We start from the raw sequence: 18,269 nt of genomic DNA on the forward strand, positions 1-18,269 counted from the left end.
CGGTTTCCTGGCAGGATTTTTCACTCTCAATCCACAGGAACTGATCGAGATACAAAAACCTTCTCCAGTGAAATAGGGCCGCCTGTATTATTGCCAAAAAAGTGCCCATGAGCAGATAAAACCCGCTTTCTTTTCAAAATCACTTCTCCCAGCGCCGAATTTTGTGTCCCTATTTTCCTAGCTTTAGCTAAACCTTAAACTCTAAAACCCATGAAACTCGGTGCTTTTTCAATCAGTCTTTCGGTCAAAAACCTTCAAGCCTCCAAAGAATTTTATGAACATCTTGGCTTCTCTGTCTTTGCGGGAAGCGATGAAATGAACTACCTGATCATGAAAAATGAAGATTCCCTGATCGGACTTTTTCATGAAATGTTTGAGAAAAACATCCTGACTTTCAATCCCGGCTGGGATCAAGACGCAAAAAATCTCGACACTTTTGATGACGTCCGGAGTATCCAAAAACATCTAAAAGAAAAAGGAATCAGCCTAGCTCAGGAGGCGGACGCTGCAAGCAGCGGACCCGCAAGCATTGTGTTTTTTGATCCGGACGGCAACACGATCCTAATCGACCAGCATCGCTAACCAACTCTAAAAACCTATGGAAGCTGCCGTTCGCTACCACTATGGCTCTGTCGACACTGTCCGAGTCGAAAATATCCCCCAGCCTACTCCTTCCCCGAAGGAGATATTGATCAAGGTCATCGCTACCACCATCAATCGAACCGATGTCGCAGTGGTGACTGGAAGTCCGGCTATCATGAAGCTTTTCGTGGGTATGCCGAAACCCAAAAACCCCGTGACTGGGACCGACTTCGTGGGAGAAATAGTAGGCGTAGGCCCCCAAGTGAATGATTTTCAGATGGGAGACCGCGTCTGGGGCTTCATCGACAATGGCTGCGGGAGCCAAGCGGAATATTTTTGTACCTCGGCTTTTTCCAACCTTCGGAAACTTTCCAAAAATATAGATCCATTCATCGCTGCTGCTTCCATCGAAGCCGCTCATTATGCGATAAATTTTATCAACAAGATGGCCCTGCAGCCCGGCGACGAAGTGCTGGTCATAGGGGGCACCGGTGCGATTGGTTCGGCAACTATCCAACTGCTCAAAACTATGCAAATCCACGTAACTGCCGTCTCCCTCGGCCATGTGGACAAGGTATTGGCACTCGGGGCTGATCAGGTAATTGATGCGAATAAGGAGAACTTCACCCGGGTTGAAAAGCGTTTCAAGGCAGTCTTTGATGCGGTGGGAAAAAGCCGCTTCAGGATCTGCAAACCACTGTTAACAGAAAGGGGCACCTATACCTCCTCGGAGTTGGGACCAAATTGGGAAAACCCACTGCTGGCGTTGAAAAGCCTTTTCTGGGGTAAACAGAAAGTCAAATTCCCGATACCATTGGATGTCCAACAAAGCCTCCGGCAGATGGAGCAATTACTTTTGGAAGGGAAGTTCAATCCGCTGGTTGACCGTACCGTCAAGCTAAGCCAGATCGCTGAGACGTACGCCTACGTCGCCTCCGGACAAAAAATCGGAAACGTGATCCTCGACCTTTCAAAAACCTAAACCGAATCCCGTGAGACCCAAGCTGACAGGAAGCCGACACGTGTTGGCAGTGAAGAATCTCAAAACCTCAGCTGACTACTATAAAACGCTGCTTGGATTTGAAACGCTCTGGTCGGATGACTTTTGGCATTTTCTGGTGCGAGACGAAATTACGTTGATGCTCGGCGAGTGTGCAGATGAAGTTCCTGCGGGCGATACTGGTGACCATTCCTATTTTGGCTACTTTGAGGTCAAGCATATCGACACGCTTTTCGAAGAATATCAAGCCAAAGGTGTGGAGTTTCTCAGCCCAGTCCAGGATAGACCCTGGGGCCAGCGGGAATTTACACTTCGGACTCCAGACGGGCATCGGATCGCTTTTGGCGAGGAGATAGCACGTGGATAGATATTGCGGGAAATTACTGCGATCGGCTTTGAATCAGGGTCGCTTTTTCATTTTCTCCGAAAACTCCAAACGGAAAATCACCAGGGGAACTGACACCCCGAGCGTAATTGCCAGGAGGACAAACAGCGTCATCACGCCGTTGTAGATCGCTTGGTTGACGATCTGCCCGTAGTTCGTGTCAGGCTGGGTGGCCAGAGACATCAGTCCCAACATGGCCCGATAGGCAAAAGCTCCGGGAACCAGCGGAATCACCGAAGGAATGGTGATCATCATCGGGATCAGCTTTTGTCGGTTGCCCAGAAACACACCGGTAAATCCGACGACCAAGGCTGCCACAAAAGTCGCCAACACCACCCTTGCTCCTATCTCTGGAAGCATCAGCCCAAACTTGACCAAGCCTCCCAAAAAGCCCACCAGCAGGATCATCCACAAACTTCTTTTGGGAGTGTTGAAAAGAATTCCAAAACCAAATCCCGCAAGGCTACACCACAGCCCCTTGAAAACAACTTCCAGCAGCTCCATCAAAAAGGAATGTTAAAGACGTACAAAACAGTTGCTAGCCCCGCTGCGATGGCAAAAGCATGAATCAGGGAATTGACTCCCCGGTCGATTCCGTTCAGGATATAGCCATCCAGCAGATCCACGAATGCGATGATCAGGGGCACACCTGGAATCAAATACAAAACACTTGTGGCAAAGGCCTGCCCCATTTCCTCCAGCAAACCCACCTGCCAACACAGCATTACCGCCAAGGCAGACAGCAGGGCACTCAGAAAAGTGATTACATAGCTGTTCATGCCCTTCTTGAGCAGTTCCTGTTTGAGAAACAGCCCACAAAAAGTCGCAAAAAAGGCGCTGCCCATCTCCTTGTAGTCTCCTCCAAACGTGTAGCAAAATGCCGATCCCGCCAAACTGACCACCAAGAGGATTAACCATCGGGAATAGTGCGGCAGGCTCTGGATCATGAGCAATTCTGCCTTCGCCTCCGCCAAGGGCTTTGGAACTGTCTCCAAATCCAAACTCAGATTGCTGACCTCGGACACCACCCGGAAATTCACCCCAGGAAGAGCCGGTTTTCCGCGGCCGCCGGAAAAGGCATTCGCCCCCTCCCGGTCGCGAATGCTGACGCTCAGGTGTCTGGTACCAAGGTCGGAGTATATCCTATATCCATAGGCGGTCGACACACGGTCGAGAACCATGCTGACTCTCCTCGTGGGAGCACCGGCATGCAGCATGGTCATGCCCATATTGAGCAGGAGCTTGCCCAGCAAAAGGGGATCGTAAGGGCTGTTGGATGAGGCCATGGAATCAAAAAGGCGATTTGCTGCTTAAGATAGTAGATTTTGCCAATCTGAAAAAAGGGCAAGGTGAGGGATTAAAGATAGTTTTGGAGGAAACCATGGCAGAAACGATCTTCCACTAAGGACTAATTTCAAACAAGAAACCTCAGATTTTCGAATCCAGGGATATCCTTTTTCAAATCCCCTCCTGATCCAGCAAATACACCAAAGCCGTCATGGCTGCCGCTCCCAGCTCGAGTTCCCGCTGATCCACCACCTCAAACACATCCGCCTCGGTGTGATGGTAGAGGAAGTATTTTTGGGAATCTGGCTTCAGACCAATCAGAATCGGGCCTTGGTCTCTCAATGGGCCAATGTCGGCCCCACCTCCGGGCCTGTCCAGATTCCAAACTTGATAGGGTCGGAACAGCGGCTCCCAACTCGCCAACTTTGCACGCTGCTCCTCAGTACCGCTGGACGAAAAGCCAATCGGTAAAAAACCACCCGAATCAGACTCAATCGCCGCGACATGCTTTTCTCCTTTTTCCTTGGCTACGCGGGCATATTCCTGCCCTCCACGGAGCCCGTTTTCCTCATTCATCCACATCACAGCACGGAGTGTCCGCTTGGGCTTCCAGCCAAATTCCTTGAACAAGCGCAATACCTCAATTCCCTGCATACAGCCTGCCCCGTCGTCATGAGCTCCCTCGCCCACATCCCAAGAATCGAGGTGCCCACCAACGGCAATGATCTCTTCTGGCTTTTCGCTGCCACGGATTTCTCCGATCACGTTGTAGGAAAGTTTGTCGGATTTCATCTCCCCGTGGGACTCCAAGTAAAGCCGCAAGTCTGGCTGCTCAGATAGCAAAGCGCTGAGCAACTCTGCATCCTGCGTACTGATAGCCAAGGCAGGGATCTTGGGAAAATCCGGATTGTAGCGCTGATTGCCGGTATGGGGGATGTCATTGATGGTATTGCTCAGCGAGCGGACGACGCTGCCGATTGCCCCAAGCTTACTGGCCTCTGTCGCCCCACTGCTACGCTGGGCATTTGCCCCTCCGTAAGCTTCGAAAGCGTCGATCTTCTTGGGATCCATAGGGCCGTTGAAAAAAACGATCTTCCCCTTAACCTTGTCGCCAAGCTCCTTCAACTCTGGAATGCTTTTCACCTCCACCACTTGGCCGGAAAGGCCAGCCGGGCCTGTTCCCTGGGTATTCCCTAGCGCCAGAGCACTCAGTTCAAGAGATCCGTGTTTATCTGAATTGATGATCTTTACCACGTCTTTTCCTCCCCTTTCCCAATGAGGCACCATCACCGGCTGAAGATAAACGGTGTCAAATCCATAGCTTTCCATCAATTGGCGAGTCCACTCGACCGCTGCTGCCGCGCCGGGAGATCCGGCGAGACGATTGCCGATTTCCTTGCAGAGGTATCGGAGATTGTCGTAGGTATGGCCTGTGGAAAGCTCCTTGTCATAGATCTTGCGGATGCTGCTTTCGTGATCTTGGGCTAGGGCGATACCTGGCAAAAAGAGGAGAAGGAAAAGGATGTTTTTCATGGTTCTTAACGACTTGTCTCAAAATATAAGGAAAGGGAAATTCGGTTTCTGGATTTTTTGACAACTGGCGAAGTGAAAGAATTAGACCATTACCGAGTCACCACTGGCAATTAAGTCTTTATGTCAAATTCCCCATCGTTTGAAACTCATTCTTATCCTTCCTTTTTACCGCCCAGAAATAATTTTTGGAATTGACAATCAATTGACTAAAATTGAGACAATAGATGGTCTGCAGCCCACGAGTTTTCGACTATGTCTGACCCTACTTTTGCTTTAAACCTAACCCAACACTAACCTATGTCGCACCTTTTACGCAAACATTCCCTTGCGGCGCTGGTCTTACTTTGCTTGTTGGCCTGTAAGTCAGAGCCCGAGGAAGACCCCAGCATCAAGCCAGAAGATAACCGATATACCAAAGTGGTCCTGACCGAAGGGATGGACGAGCCGATGGAGATGACTTTTCTGCCCGGAGGAAAAATCCTCTTCGTCGAAAGAAAAGGCGGCGTCAAGATCCTCGACGAAGCGACTCGGAAAGTCACGCTCGTGGCCACGATCCCGGTCAACACCAAATACACCAATAAACAAGGAGTAGTTCGCGAGGCGGAGGAAGGCCTCATGGGCGTGATCGCTCACCCTGACTACGCCAAAAACAACTGGATCTACATGTATTATGCTGATCCGACAGACACCAAGCACGTGCTAGCCCGCTGGGAACTGAAGGGTAACGAGCTGGTGGAATCTTCCAAAAAGGTCGTCCTCGAAGTCCCCACCCAGCGTGAGGAATGTTGCCACACCGGCGGTGGGATGGTCTTTGACGCGGAGGGAAATCTCTACCTGACCGTGGGCAACAACACCGTCAACCCGCGCGAAGGCTCTTCCAACCTGGACGAAAGACCGGGAATGGAAAATGCCGACGACCAGCGTGCTCCCGGCAACACGAATGATTTAAGAGGAAAAATCCTCAGAATCCATCCGGAGGATGACGGAAGCTACACGATTCCAAAAGGCAACCTTTTCCCGGAGGGCACCGAAAAAACGAAGCCTGAAATCTACACCATGGGTCACAGAAATGCCTGGAGACCAACTATCGACAGCAAAACCGGCTACCTCTATTGGGGTGAGGTCGGACCAGACGCTTCGGTGGATTCGATCTGGGGGCCAAAAGGATATGACGAGTTCAACCAAGCAAAAGGTCCAGGCTTCTTCGGCTGGCCTTACTTCATCGGGGACAACTTCCCCTACAACCGTCACAACCACGCGGACAGCTCCTATGGCGCTCCTTACGATCCTGCCAATCCGGTCAATGAATCGGTGAACAACACCGGTTTGAGAGAACTTCCGACTCCAGTCGTTCCGGCAATGATCTATTACCCCTATGGTGCTTCTGAAGTTTTTCCTGAGTTGGGAAGCTCGGGGCGAAGCGCCACCGGTGGGCCGGTTTTCCGCAAGGCGGATTTCAAAAAAGATGCACCTTATGTCTTTCCTGCTTACTACGAGGGCAAATGGCTGATCGTAGACTTTATGCGGGGCTGGATTTTCGCAGTTAGCATGGATGAAAATGGCGACTACCAAAGCATGGAGCGTGTCTTGCCGAATGAGACCTTCAGCTCGGCCATCGACATGGACTTTGGACCCGACGGAGCGCTCTACATCCTGGAGTACGGCTCGGCTTGGTTCCGCGGAAATGCCAACTCCCGTCTGATCAAGATCGAGTACAACAAAGGCAACCGCAAGCCAAACGTCACCGCTAGCGCAGACAAAACCTCCGGCGCTGTTCCTTTGACCGTCGCATTCAGTTCAGCAGGAACGAGCGACTTTGACGACTATGATCAGGGAAAACTCAGCTATTCTTGGGCTATCAGCAATGCTGCGGGCTTTAGTCAAACCCTCACCGAAGCCAACCCGAGCTTTACTTTCAGCGAAGCGGGAACCTACCAAGTCGTGCTGACAGTGACGGATACGAAAGGTGAAACAAACAGCAGCTCCATGGAAATCGTCGCTGGCAACGAGCCTCCGGTGGTCGCCATTGACTTTGGCAGCATGAACATGAATAAGTCGTTCTGGTTTGGGGAAAAAGAAATCCCTTACTCCATCACCGTGACGGATAAGGAAGACGGCGGCACCGGCGATGGCAAGATCAAGTCGGAAGAAGTTGCGGTGACTTTCGACTACGTACCGGCAGGATTTGATCCGATAGAGATCGCTTCGAAGCAAAGCGGGGTAGAAAACGCGGCGATCTTGAATCTAGGCAAAAACCTCATCGAAGGCAGCGACTGCAAGTCTTGCCACCAATACACCGAAAAATCCATCGGCCCCAGCTATCAGGCTGTGGCGGAGAAATATCCCAATTCGGAGCAAAACACCAAGTACCTCATCGATAAGATCATCAATGGCGGGGCCGGCGTCTGGGGTGAGCATGGCATGGCCGCGCACCCTTCGATCCCTGAAGCGGACGTGAGGAGGATGGTGGACTACATCCTGGCTATGGACGACACACAAGCCAACATTGCTTCACTTCCGCTGAGCGGAAAGGCAAAGGCAAGCATCCCTGAAGGTGAAAACGGCCAGGGCAGCTTCCTGCTTCGCGCTTCCTATGCCGACAAGGGCGCCGGAGCAATCGGCTCCCTCTCTGGCGTGGACTACATCGCCCTGCGAAATCCTTTCCTCGATCCGCAACTTTCCGTGGACCGAAAAGGCGTCACGCTCCTCACCACGCCAAGCATCAGCTTCATGATGATCGGTGACGGTTCGCATATCGCCTTCAAGGGCATTGACCTGACAGGAGTACAGCAGATCGACGTGATCGCAAGTATCAGCAGCCGAAATGGAGGCATCGGGGGTTCGGTGGAAATCCGACTCGACTCTCCGACCGGCGAACTGCTTGGCCAGTCTCAGACCATCGGTCGTGTAGAGATGGGCTTCCGGCCTCCACAGGGCATGAACATGATCGACTGGAGAAGACAGGTTGCTCCCCGGGCCAAGACTCCGATCAAAGCGACTACGGGCGTTCAGGATATCTATTTGGTTTTCAAAAATCCAAATGCCCATGGCGAGGAAGTCCTCATGGGCTTGATCGAGATCGAGTTTAAGAATAAGGCAGACAACTAACCGCGAAGGAATTCTCCTTCAGAAATGAATGAGGCCCCGATCCGTTTTTGATCGGGGTTCTTTTTTTGGGGCAAAAGCACTATAACCAACCCTTTTGGATGGGAAAGTGGGGCTGAAGGCTTAATTTCAGGCGATTATTCCTGTTGAAAAACCCAATTTACCCATGTCAGTTTTTGCCAAAATCGCTCTAGGCCGTACCCTTTTTCCAGCCATTCTTCTACTCACTGCCTGCTTGGCGCTGTTTTCCCAGCCTGCAATGGCACAGAACCTTGAGGGCGATTGGCTGGTTGACGGAAAGTCTCGGCCGGCCAAAGTGCTGGAGGTTTCCCTAAAAGAAATCCAGCTTAGCAATGGGCTGATCCGTCGCAGCTTTTACCTGGACCCAAATCTCGTTTGCTTCGATTTCAGCAACCTCGGCACCGGAGAGCAATTGCTGCGAACCGTGATGCCGGAAGCGCGCATTACCTTGGATGGCGTCGAGTATGAGGTTGGCGGCGCGATAGACCTGAAGGAAAGAGGCTTTTTCAAAAAAGAATGGCTTTCCCAAGTCAGCAGTCCCGCAGCCAATTTCCAATACCAATCCTATGAGGTTTCGGAGATCACGCCACTTTTCCCATCCAAAAATCAGTTTTGGACCAGCGAGGAAAAAGGCGGCAAAGGCAAGAAAGTGTCCTTTTCCTACACCCATCCCAACTTGCCGGGTCTCAGTCTGATCGTCCATTACGAAATCTACGACGACCTTCCCTTGGTTGGGAAGCACCTGACTCTGGAAAACAATGGTTCAAAATCCATCCACATCGATCAGGTCGTGCACGAAATCCTCGGCACCATCGAGGAGGAATCTGCCGTCGTCGGCAGCACCGAGCAGATGAAAAAACCGCATCAGCTGTACGTGGAGAGCGATTTTGCTTTCAATAACTCGATGAATGCCGAACTCAGCAACCAAGCCAGCCACTGGAAGCCGGACTCATCCTACACTTCCCAGGTCAACTACAACTATCAAACGCCGAGTACGCTGGAGATCTATCCGGAGAAAGGAATCGGAATTGACCTGGCTCCGAATGAAAGCTTCCGCTCGATCCGAAGTTATGAGCTCGTCCTCGACAGCTACGACCGCGAGAGAAATGGCTTGGCCCGCAGAAAGATGTATCGGGCACTGACACCTTGGGCTATGCAAAATCCGATCTTCATGCACTTGGTCAGCAAAAACGACGAGCAGGTGCGCACGGCATTTGACCAGTGCGTCGCAACCGGCTACGAAGCGTTGATCTTGAGCTTTGGCAGCCATATCAACATGGAAGATGACTCCCCCGAAAACATCGCCCGCTGGAAGTCGCTCGCCGACTACGCCCATTCTAAGGGAATCAAGATCGGCGGTTACTCGCTCTTTTCCTCTCGAAGCATAGGCCCGGAGACAGACGTGATCAGCCCGCTGACGGGCAAACCCGGCGGAGCATTCTTCGGCAATGCGCCCTGTCTGGGAAGCGAATGGGGACAGGATTACCTGCGAAAACTCCAATTCTTTTTCAGCGAAACCGGCTTTGATATCTTTGAAAATGACGGCCCCTACCCAGGCGATGTCTGCGCCTCCACTTCCCATCCGGGCCACAAAGGATTGGCCGACTCTCAGTGGGCCCAGATCAACATGCAAAAAGGCCTCTACCAGTGGATGAACGGGGAAGGCATCTACATCAATGCACCAGACTGGTATTTCTTGGACGGAACCCACAAGATTGCGATGGGATACCGTGAGGTGAATTTTGCTCTGGCAAGAGATCGCCAAAAGGTGCTCAACCGCCAGAACATCTACGATGCAACCTGGGAAAAGACGCCTTCCATGGGTTGGGGCTTCGTGCCGCTGACTGCCTATCATGGCGGTGGTCCGGATGCAGTCCTCGAACCGCTCAATGAGCACCTCGACGACTACAAGCAACTCATGATGCAATACTACGGCGCTGGGATCCAAGCCTGCTACCGCGGCCCGAGACTCTACGACACGGAAGAGACGAAGGAAGTGGTAATCGAGGTGATCGACTGGTACAAGAAGTATCGGGATATCCTGAATTCAGACATTATCCGCCTGAGAAGAGCCGATGGTCGCGATTGGGACGGCTGGATGCATGTGGATCCAAGCGGAAAAGAGAAAGGCCTGATCATGCTGTTTAATCCCACTTCTGAGGCTATCAAAAAGGACATTGCTATACCTCTTTATTATACGGGATTGACAGAGCAAGCCAGCATTCGAGTACAGGAAGAAGCCGCCAAAACCCACCAGCTCAGTAGAAATTACGAAGCGACAGTATCAGTCGAGATCCCAGCTAACGGGTATACCTGGCTTGTGGTGGAGTAAGATAATTGTCGTGACAGTGAAACGACAATCTTTTTAATCCAAGCCCAAATACATTATTGCACTTCGCTCCGATCAGCCCAAATAATGGATAAAAAAACCATCGGCCATGCCTACGGCATTTTATGAAAACCTTTCGACTCTTGGAATCCAGCCATTAAAATGGCTGGCTAATGGATGATTCATGCCTACGGCATTTGGTTGACACATATATTGAACATTTCCCCAAAATCCCTCTTTTGTAAATCCTAAATTCACCTACCTCCGGGCAAAAGTCGTCTCAACACTCAAGCCGCCTCATTCCTCGCCCATAAATCCGGGATGTGAAATCTCTCATTCATTAGCCCAATAACCTTCACAAAGGGTATTATCAGGACAGAGAATGTGGGCAAAACCCCTATATTTTCAGCCTGACTAGTTTCGAAATGCCTTCTAAATCCAATAGCACCAGCCACTTCCGCATCAACACTTCAGTAGCTGTCTCATTGCTTCTAGCCTTGGTGAGCTTCTCTGCTGTGGCGCAGGATGGATCATCGGAATCCGGCTTCTGGCTGTGGCAGCTCATGGGAAGGCTTCACCCGATGCTCGTCCACTTCCCGATTAGCTTGCTGATCTTTGCCGGATTTCTTGAGCTTTTTACCCTTGGGAAATTCAAGCATCCCCTACGTCCGGGCATCCGGATTCTGGCTTTAGCCGGAGCCATCAGCGCCATTTTCTCGGCGATCTTCGGATTGCTTCTGGCTAACAACGAAGGCGTCAGCGGTGAGATTTTGGACATCCACCAGTGGATTGGCATCGCCTCAGCGGTTTTGAGTTTGGGACTTCTTTTCTTTTTGGGAAAAAGAAGACCAAAAGCCAAAACAATTCCCATCTACCGAAGTCTGCTTTTCGTCGCGGGAATAGGTGTTGGATTGGCAGGACATTTTGGAGCTTCGCTGACCCACGGAGAGGACTTTCTGACGGAAGTCTTGCCTTGGCAAGAAGATGTGGAAGCACCCGAATCCATCACCATTGATCTCGCAGCATTCGCCTCTACCCTATCTCCGGATCAGGAAATCCTGCTGGCGACGAATGTCCGCTCCGTCTTTGCACACAACTGCTACAAGTGCCACTCCGGCTCCAAGATCGAAGGCGAACTGAGGCTCGATGAAAAAGAATTTGTCTTTGCCGGAGGCGAAAACGGGAAAGTCATTGTGCCCGGAAACCCTACTGAAAGCGACCTGATCCGCCGGATTTCCCTCTCGAAAAACCATGACGATGTCATGCCTTCCAAGGGCAAATTGCTTAGCAAGGAAGAAATAAAACTGCTGACGCTTTGGATCGAAAAAGGAGCTCCTTGGCCCGATGGGGTTGCGCAGCAGTCCATCTATCGGGTAGCGGATTTGGCTCCTAGAACGCCCGATCTACCTCCTTCCCGACCGGGACTGGAAAATCCGATCGACCGCTGGGTGGATCAGTACTTTCAGCAAAATGAATTGGAATGGAGTGCAAAAGTAGATGACCGAACCTATCTGCGGAGGATCTATCTGGACGTGATCGGCCTACTGCCCTCTCCGCAGGAACTTGCGGATTTTGAAAGGGACCCAAACCCCAACAAAAGAGAGCTCTGGCTGGAAAATCTGCTTGGCCGAAAGGACGACTTTGCACAGCATTGGCTGACCTTTTGGAACGATCTCCTGCGAAATGACTACACCGGCACCGGCTACATCACCAAAGGCAGATTTGCTATTACGGATTGGCTTTACACGTCGATTCGCGACAACAAGCCCTACGACCAGCTGGTAAAGGAACTGCTCAACCCCAACGCCAAGTCCAAGGGCTTCATCGAAGGCATCCGCTGGCGAGGAACCGTGAATGCCTCCCAGCGCACCGAGATGCAGGCGGCCCAGAACGTCGGGCAGGTCATCCTTGGCCTAAACTTGAAATGCGCCTCCTGTCACGACAGCTTTATAAGCGACTGGAAGCTGGAGCAGTCCTATGCCTTTGCCAACATATTCGCAGATTCCACCCTGGAGGTCAGCCGATGTGAGATCCCCACAGGAAAGATGGCCAAGACCGAAATCCTCTGGGAAGAGCTCGGCGAGATCGACAGTCTGGCGACCAAAGCCGAAAAGCTGACACAGTTGGCGGATCAGCTCGTGCAGCCCGCCAATGGCCGAATGTATCGCACAGTGGTCAACCGAATCTGGAAACAGCTAATGGGTCGGGGGATCGTGGAGCCGGTGGACGAGATGGACAATGCCCCTTGGAGTCAGGACTTGCTGGATTGGTTGGCAGTGGATTTTGTAGAAAATGGCTATGATCTCAAGCGTCTGATCTACCAGATCGCCTCCTCTCGGGTCTACCAAAGCCAATCCATCGCCGTCGCTTCGCCCGAAATGCTGATGGGTGAAGACTTCAAGTTTCAAGGAATTGTAAGCAGACGACTCACTGCCGAGCAGTTTTCGGACGCAGTAAGTCAGCTCTCGGCTCCGCTCTTTGACTCGACAGAGGTGAAATTTAGACCCTACGAGCTGATCCCCGAGGCCAAACCGACACTGCCTTACGCCAGGGCCTCGGTCGTGGCAAACAACTCCTTTCTCACCTCACTGGGCCGTCCCAATCGGGAGATCGTCTCCACCAGCCGAGACAGTCAGGCGAGTCTATTGCAGGCTTTGGAACTCAGCAACGGCGACCGACTCAATAAATCGCTGGAACTTGGCGGCTTTATCTGGGTAAAAAACTATCCCGACACGGAGCAACTGACCCGAGAGCTGTTTGCACGGGCGCTGCTTCGAAGTCCAAATGAAAAAGAGCTGGCGCTCGCGAAGCAGACTTTCGGAGAAAAGCCAGATCCGAACGAAGTCCAGGACTTTCTCTGGGCGCTGTTTCTTTCTCCTGAATTTCAAATGATCTATTGACGCGATGAAGTATCTACAAAGCCGAAGAGAATTTCTCAAAAAAACCAGTGCCGCGGCCATGGCAACGATGGGTATGGGCGCACCCTTGGCCGGATTGCTTTCTTCCTGCGAAAGTACAGGAATGCCGTCCACAGCGGACTCCGTCATCCTGCTTTTCATGGCAGGAGGAATGGCGCATACGGAGACTTTTGACCCAAAAAAATACACTCCTTTCCGCAAGGGAATGGAGTCAAAAGAAGTCCTGAGTACCTTCCCGTCTATCCCGACCGCGCTGGACGGGATCCAGTTTTCGAAAGGCCTGGAAAACATCGCCTCCGTCATGGACAAAGGCACGCTGATCCGCTCCTACGTGGCGGCGGATTTGGGGCACATCCTCCATACCCGGCATCAGTACCATTTTCACACCTGCTACGAACCGCCCCAATCGGTGGTCGTGCCCCACTTGGGAAGCTGGATTGCAAAAGAAAAAGGTGCCTTGAATCCGGTGATTCCGCCATTTATCAATATCGGTCAGAATTTTTCGGTAGGTGAAGGCGAGGAGTTGAAAGCCTTTCACAGCGCGGGATTTCTGGGTTCGGAGTATGGGCCGTTTTTGATCCCGGATCCCTCTGCGGGGCTGGATGCCGTTCGGCCTCCGGTTGGGATGGACTCCAAGCGATTTGAGTCGAGAAACCAGCTTTACAAGGATCTGATTTCGGCCGGGCGCATGGGAGAGTTTGGCTCCGAATATCAGAAGGAATCCCTCAAGCGATCCATGGAGCAAGCCTACATGCTGCTCAACTCTCCCGAAGCGAAGGCTTTTGACCTCAGTCAAGAACCCAAAGAAAGCTACGACAAGTACAATACGGGGAAGTTTGGCCTAGGCTGCCTGCTGGCGAAAAGATTGGTCGATCAGGGCGCGCGCTACATCACCGTGACGACTGAGTACATCCCGTTTTTCGGTTGGGATACGCATGACAATGGCCACACCCGACTCAAGGACATGAAGAAGATGATCGACGCTCCTGTCGCCCAACTGATCAAAGACTTGGATCAAAGCGGGAAATTGGACCGAACACTCGTCATCGTTGCGAGTGAATTTAGCCGGGATATGCTGACCGAAGGACGCCCGGATCTGAAAGTACTCGATCAGGTAGAGGTGCCGGATATCATCGACGATTTGAAAAACTACGGCATGCATCGCCACTTCACCGATGGCTGCTCCATGTTGTTATTTGGAGGCGGGGTCAAAAAAGGCCATGTCTTTGGCAAAACCGCCGACGAGCGTCCCTGCAAGACCATCGAAAACCCCATCAAGATCGACAGCGTTCACCAGACGGTTTATCATGCTTTGGGAATTCCAGCTGACAAAAATTACGAAATTGAGCAGCGCCCTTTCTACACCACGCCGGATGGGCATGGTAAGGTGGAATTTGACCTACTGGCGAAAACCTGAGCCCAGACATCCTGAAAATAATCCGATCATCACAATCCAACAACCTTACCCACGGCTGTCGTTAAACCTTTTGGCTTGACAAAAATCAAAGGCCGATATTCCATCCCTCAATCAAACCAATTTCTCTTCTCAAATGAAACTCATCACTACTCTTGCCTTGGCTTTAGGCACTTTTCTAGCCACTATTTCTGAGCCGATCGCCCCCGCCACGGTCAACAAAACCGAAAGCACCGTCACCTGGAAAGCAGAAAAAGTTACCGGCAAGCACTGGGGCTACGTGCCCATCGCCGATGCACAGCTTGACGTGGCCAACGGCAAAATCACCGGGGGCTCCTTCGAGATGGACATGACAAACCTGACCGTGGAAGACCTCACCGATCCAAAATCAAAAGGCAACCTGACCAACCACCTGAAGTCCGACGACTTCTTCTCCGTAGAGAAATTCAACAAGTCCACCTTCAAAATCAAAGAAGCCAAAACCTCCAACGGAACCGACTACAGCATCTCCGGTGACCTCACCATCAAGGGTACCACCCAGCCGATCACTTTCCCTGCGAAAGTGACCGTATCCGGCAATAGCCTGACTGCAAGCGGCGAGATCACCTTTGACCGCACCAAGTATGACATCAAGTACCGCTCCAGCAATTACTTCGAAAACCTGGCAGACAAAGCCATCTACGACGACGTCAAACTGGAAGTGAAGCTGGTCGCGACGATCTGATTTGAAAATTGAAAGATTTTAAAATTGAAAAATTTGGCCTGAGTTTGACTCAGGCCTTTTTTTTGATTAAGTATCCTATTTCAATCTTCCTTTGTCTTGCTTCTCCAAAAGCAGGACTAGACTTGTTTCTTCTATGTGAAAAAAAATACCGCGAGGCGCAAAGGCCGCAAAGCTTTGGCTGATTAGCTTGTCATTTCTGAAACCAAGAAGCTTTAGCATTTTTCTCTGCGCTCTTGAAAACACCAGCTAGTGTCCTATCGTGTGCAGTTCAGAACGACATCAGTTAACACCTAGTCCAAAATTCTCCGCATCCTCTGGGATAAACTACTTGCGCACTTTGCGGTTAAAATCTTGTTAGTAGGTGACTCATTTTCCGTTGGCAGACCCACGGTATTCCACCCAAAAAGGCACCACATCAGTCTGGATTAGCTTTGCTCCAGGTCCAGTCAACTCATCAGCAACCTTCGGATCTGGATTGGAGGATAGCTTCTGGTCAGTTTCTCCCAATGAATTGATCCAGGCTTTCATGCCCAATTTTTTGCAGGCCCTTAGGGTTTTGGCGGTATTGAATCCCCCATCGATGTGAACAAGAGTAGGATTAAATTGCTTTTTCGCACGGTAGACATCCTCCACAGAATAAGTTCTCGGCATCAGTTGCGCCTCTGGCATCAGACTGCGCACATGATCCAAGACCTCCCAGTCCGAGTCGAAGAAAAACACCTGGTCGGCCATATCCAGCTCTTTGACTATCGGCACGAGAAACTCAATTTTCTCAGTCTTCAGATCCAAATCCACATAGATTTTGCCTTTGGCCAACTGCAAAGCTTCTTTGAGTGAAGGTACAAACTGATCAGATTCACTTCCATCGGTGTTCTTTAATCTCACTTTGCGGATTTGCTCGGCAGTCATGGTTTCCAAAGGTCCCCTTGCAGAAACCGCCGTTCGATTCACCGTGCCGTCATGCATCAAGAAAGGCACTCCGTCTGAACTCACGCGCACATCAATCTCGATGATGTCCACCCCGAGACGAATGGCCTCCTCGATGGATTTAAGGCTGTTTTCTGGATAGACGGCATGTGCCGCCCGATGGGATGCGATGACCAAGCTATCCGGATGCTCCATCCGAACCTTGATCTGACTCAATTGGGCTTTTGCCTGCGCACAAAAAAGCGACAGGGCAGCAACAAAAATTAAAGGAAAACGCAAATTCATATTTTTAAGGATTATTGATTAACAGGCTCCGTTCGTTCAGGTACCGCAGGAATTTTGTTTACTATCTTGTTTCCGCCTTTCTTTTTGGTCATCACGAAGGCATCGTAAAGCTCCCCAGTCGCCATGTAGGACTTATACTCGAGTTGGTCTCCGTTGATGCGGATCGTCTGGAAGAGCTGCGTGCCGAAGGCCTTGCGCACCATCCAATCTTCATTTTTCACGTCATACATCTTTGGCCCCGCCACCGAGACAACGTAGACTGGACCTTTCTTGTAGTCCAAAGCTTCGGTTCCAGGCATCGTATGAGCCTGTCCTCGCGCATACGCGTGGTCATGCCCTTGGAGTACCATATCCACTCCAAACTCTTCGAAGATCGGTCTAAAGTCCTGAAGCAGCTTATCATTTGTCCGCTCGGCCTTGGTCGCATAGACCGGATAGTGGATGAAGACAAAGGTCCATTTCTTGGGATTCTCGGTCAGGATCTTGCGCAGCCAAGCCTTCTGGATTTCCAGCATCTCGTTGGACTCATCGATCTGCTCCGTGTCCAATGAAATCAGCTTCACATCCGTATAGTTAACCTCGTAGGCCGTTTCTTCCAGTTCGGCCACGCCTGCCGGGCCATTGGACGGCAGGTTAAACTGCGCCCGCCAGTGCTCGGTGATCTTCACGTTGCGAAACTCGTGGTTGCCGGGGCTCATGAGGTTGGGGATGGAAGCGTGCAAAAACGCACCGCCCTTGAACCACTCGCCCCACTCCAAGTCCGAGTTGTGTCGGTTGATCAGATCGCCCGCATGAAGCGTGACGTCCACACGGCCGGCCGACAGGTGTGATTCGCGATAGACTCGGCTCCATAGGGACAAGATATTGGTCTGCGCATCGCCATAGTAAAGGATTGAAAACTCCCCTTTGGAATCCGGCATCACGATCTGAAACCATTCGCTCCAAAGTCCCGGTTTTCCCACCCGATAAAGGTAGCTCGCGCCCGGAGTGAGTTGATCTACCGTGACTGCATGGTTGTTGAAAGTCAGGATTGGCTCGTCCTCTTTTTCAGTCTTGAACTTGGAAGTGCTTGCAGAGAAACGTTTGACTTCACTCTGAAATTCAGGACCCGGCGTGGCAGGAGCCAGCTCCAAAAAGGACTCGGTAACCGCCGAGGAAGTCCGCCAGTTTACCGCGATGGTTGTTTCGCCATTTTCTCCGGGGTGAAGAATAATCCGGTCAGGTCTTTCTCCTGCAATGTACATCTTTCCGGGAATTGAGTCTGCTACTTGGGCTTCCGTTTGGGAATAAGTCACTAAGCCAATTGCAAGGCTTAGTGCTGCAAGTTTGATTTTGTAATTCATAGATAAATGAAAATAAAAACAGGACGGAACATCCATCCCATCCTGTAAGAAAACCATATCTATTCTACCCTTTGGAGGTACCAATCGGGCTAGTCCTGGCGGTTAATTCTGTGTGAATTTGTCTTTAAACTTACGTTTTGACAAAGCTACCCAAGAATACCGCAAAAGGTCGAATGTTGCCATCCGAGCTTGCAACTAGCCTTGCTGCTCTTCAAAATTTAGCTTTTGGTGCGTCATGGTATTTAGCATTAGATGCGTTGTAGTTTTTAGCTTTTAAGGAACAGCTATCCAAAAAGTCACTTCTCCCCAACTTCCAAAAATCGGGTTCGGAGTCACTTCCGTCGCTTGTGCTGAGCGAAGCCGAAGCATCCGTCTCCCGTCTTCCGTCCCAGAATCAGCAAACAGGAATGACACAA

At 51.1% G+C, this 18,269-nt stretch carries 13 protein-coding genes; 8 read left to right on the top strand and 5 right to left on the bottom strand.

Translation table 11 applies throughout. The features are described 5' to 3' along the window. The first annotated feature begins 210 nt into the window (after positions 1-210). The 3 genes from ABD031_RS18240 to ABD031_RS18250 are packed head-to-tail and all read left to right on the top strand — an operon-like array spanning position 211 to position 1,949. Complete coding sequence (locus ABD031_RS18240; RefSeq protein WP_343854042.1) at positions 211-582, top strand: VOC family protein; 372 nt, start codon at positions 211-213, stop codon at positions 580-582. A 16-nt stretch (positions 583-598) separates the two neighbouring features. After that, entirely contained in the window at positions 599-1,564 is a 966-nt protein-coding gene (locus tag ABD031_RS18245) for an NAD(P)-dependent alcohol dehydrogenase (protein WP_343854044.1), read from the top strand. Positions 1,565-1,574: 10 nt separating this feature from the next. Further along, positions 1,575-1,949 (top strand): VOC family protein, encoded by a 375-nt coding sequence (locus tag ABD031_RS18250; protein WP_343854046.1) that lies wholly within the window; start codon positions 1,575-1,577, stop codon positions 1,947-1,949. 33 nt (positions 1,950-1,982) lie between these two features. Here ABD031_RS18250 and ABD031_RS18255 read toward each other — a convergent pair whose 3' ends face one another. The 3 genes from ABD031_RS18255 to ABD031_RS18265 all read right to left on the bottom strand — a co-directional run bounded on the left by ABD031_RS18255 (position 1,983) and on the right by ABD031_RS18265 (position 4,787). Further along, positions 1,983-2,471, bottom strand: a complete 489-nt coding sequence (locus tag ABD031_RS18255) for a threonine/serine exporter family protein (protein ID WP_343854047.1) — start codon at positions 2,469-2,471, stop codon at positions 1,983-1,985. Further along, positions 2,471-3,253, bottom strand: a complete 783-nt coding sequence (locus tag ABD031_RS18260; RefSeq protein ID WP_343854048.1) for a threonine/serine exporter family protein — start codon at positions 3,251-3,253, stop codon at positions 2,471-2,473. The genes ABD031_RS18255 and ABD031_RS18260 overlap by 1 nt, the downstream gene beginning before the upstream one ends. A gap of 172 nt (positions 3,254-3,425) precedes the next feature. Continuing rightward, positions 3,426-4,787 (bottom strand): M20/M25/M40 family metallo-hydrolase, encoded by a 1,362-nt coding sequence (locus tag ABD031_RS18265; protein ID WP_343854050.1) that lies wholly within the window; start codon positions 4,785-4,787, stop codon positions 3,426-3,428. A 297-nt stretch (positions 4,788-5,084) separates the two neighbouring features. Between ABD031_RS18265 and ABD031_RS18270 the strand changes: the two genes are divergently transcribed. The 5 genes from ABD031_RS18270 (at position 5,085) to ABD031_RS18290 (ending at position 15,298) form a co-directional block, all read left to right on the top strand. Continuing rightward, positions 5,085-7,895, top strand: coding sequence for a PQQ-dependent sugar dehydrogenase (locus tag ABD031_RS18270; RefSeq protein ID WP_343854051.1), 2,811 nt, complete (start codon positions 5,085-5,087; stop codon positions 7,893-7,895). 163 nt (positions 7,896-8,058) lie between these two features. Next, positions 8,059-10,245 carry an alpha-galactosidase gene (locus ABD031_RS18275; protein ID WP_343854052.1) on the top strand — a complete coding sequence of 729 codons (2,187 nt, stop codon included), beginning with the start codon at positions 8,059-8,061 and terminating at the stop codon, positions 10,243-10,245. Positions 10,246-10,667: 422 nt separating this feature from the next. Next, a complete protein-coding gene (locus tag ABD031_RS18280) occupies positions 10,668-13,142 on the top strand; it encodes a DUF1549 domain-containing protein (RefSeq protein WP_425542794.1) in 2,475 nt (824 codons plus the stop codon). A 4-nt stretch (positions 13,143-13,146) separates the two neighbouring features. Further along, a complete protein-coding gene (locus ABD031_RS18285) occupies positions 13,147-14,577 on the top strand; it encodes a DUF1501 domain-containing protein (RefSeq protein ID WP_343854054.1) in 1,431 nt (476 codons plus the stop codon). 133 nt (positions 14,578-14,710) lie between these two features. Continuing rightward, positions 14,711-15,298 (top strand): YceI family protein, encoded by a 588-nt coding sequence (locus tag ABD031_RS18290; RefSeq protein ID WP_343854056.1) that lies wholly within the window; start codon positions 14,711-14,713, stop codon positions 15,296-15,298. Between the two features lie 366 nt (positions 15,299-15,664). Here the strand turns inward: ABD031_RS18290 and ABD031_RS18295 are convergent, their stop codons facing one another. Both ABD031_RS18295 and ABD031_RS18300 read right to left on the bottom strand, forming a co-directional pair. Continuing rightward, positions 15,665-16,510 carry a glycerophosphodiester phosphodiesterase family protein gene (locus ABD031_RS18295; protein ID WP_343854058.1) on the bottom strand — a complete coding sequence of 282 codons (846 nt, stop codon included), beginning with the start codon at positions 16,508-16,510 and terminating at the stop codon, positions 15,665-15,667. Between the two features lie 11 nt (positions 16,511-16,521). Beyond that, positions 16,522-17,853, bottom strand: coding sequence for a purple acid phosphatase family protein (locus ABD031_RS18300; RefSeq protein ID WP_343854059.1), 1,332 nt, complete (start codon positions 17,851-17,853; stop codon positions 16,522-16,524). Positions 17,854-18,269 lie beyond the last annotated feature (416 nt).

Origin of the sequence: Algoriphagus jejuensis, assembly GCF_039523455.1 — a bacterium.
Classification (GTDB): Bacteria; Bacteroidota; Bacteroidia; order Cytophagales; family Cyclobacteriaceae; genus Algoriphagus; species Algoriphagus jejuensis.

Bases quoted from the DNA above. Each gene is read 5' to 3' on its own strand.
- ABD031_RS18240 (WP_343854042.1), top strand. From the start codon at position 211: ATGAAACTCGGTGCTTTTTCAATCAGTCTTTCGGTCAAAAACCTTCAA.
- ABD031_RS18245 (WP_343854044.1), top strand. From the start codon at position 599: ATGGAAGCTGCCGTTCGCTACCACTATGGCTCTGTCGACACTGTCCGA.
- ABD031_RS18255 (WP_343854047.1), bottom strand. From the start codon at position 2,471: ATGGAGCTGCTGGAAGTTGTTTTCAAGGGGCTGTGGTGTAGCCTTGCG.
- ABD031_RS18260 (WP_343854048.1), bottom strand. From the start codon at position 3,253: ATGGCCTCATCCAACAGCCCTTACGATCCCCTTTTGCTGGGCAAGCTC.
- ABD031_RS18265 (WP_343854050.1), bottom strand. From the start codon at position 4,787: ATGAAAAACATCCTTTTCCTTCTCCTCTTTTTGCCAGGTATCGCCCTA.
- ABD031_RS18270 (WP_343854051.1), top strand. From the start codon at position 5,085: ATGTCGCACCTTTTACGCAAACATTCCCTTGCGGCGCTGGTCTTACTT.
- ABD031_RS18275 (WP_343854052.1), top strand. From the start codon at position 8,059: ATGTCAGTTTTTGCCAAAATCGCTCTAGGCCGTACCCTTTTTCCAGCC.
- ABD031_RS18280 (WP_425542794.1), top strand. From the start codon at position 10,668: ATGCCTTCTAAATCCAATAGCACCAGCCACTTCCGCATCAACACTTCA.
- ABD031_RS18285 (WP_343854054.1), top strand. From the start codon at position 13,147: ATGAAGTATCTACAAAGCCGAAGAGAATTTCTCAAAAAAACCAGTGCC.
- ABD031_RS18290 (WP_343854056.1), top strand. From the start codon at position 14,711: ATGAAACTCATCACTACTCTTGCCTTGGCTTTAGGCACTTTTCTAGCC.
- ABD031_RS18295 (WP_343854058.1), bottom strand. From the start codon at position 16,510: ATGAATTTGCGTTTTCCTTTAATTTTTGTTGCTGCCCTGTCGCTTTTT.
- ABD031_RS18300 (WP_343854059.1), bottom strand. From the start codon at position 17,853: ATGAATTACAAAATCAAACTTGCAGCACTAAGCCTTGCAATTGGCTTA.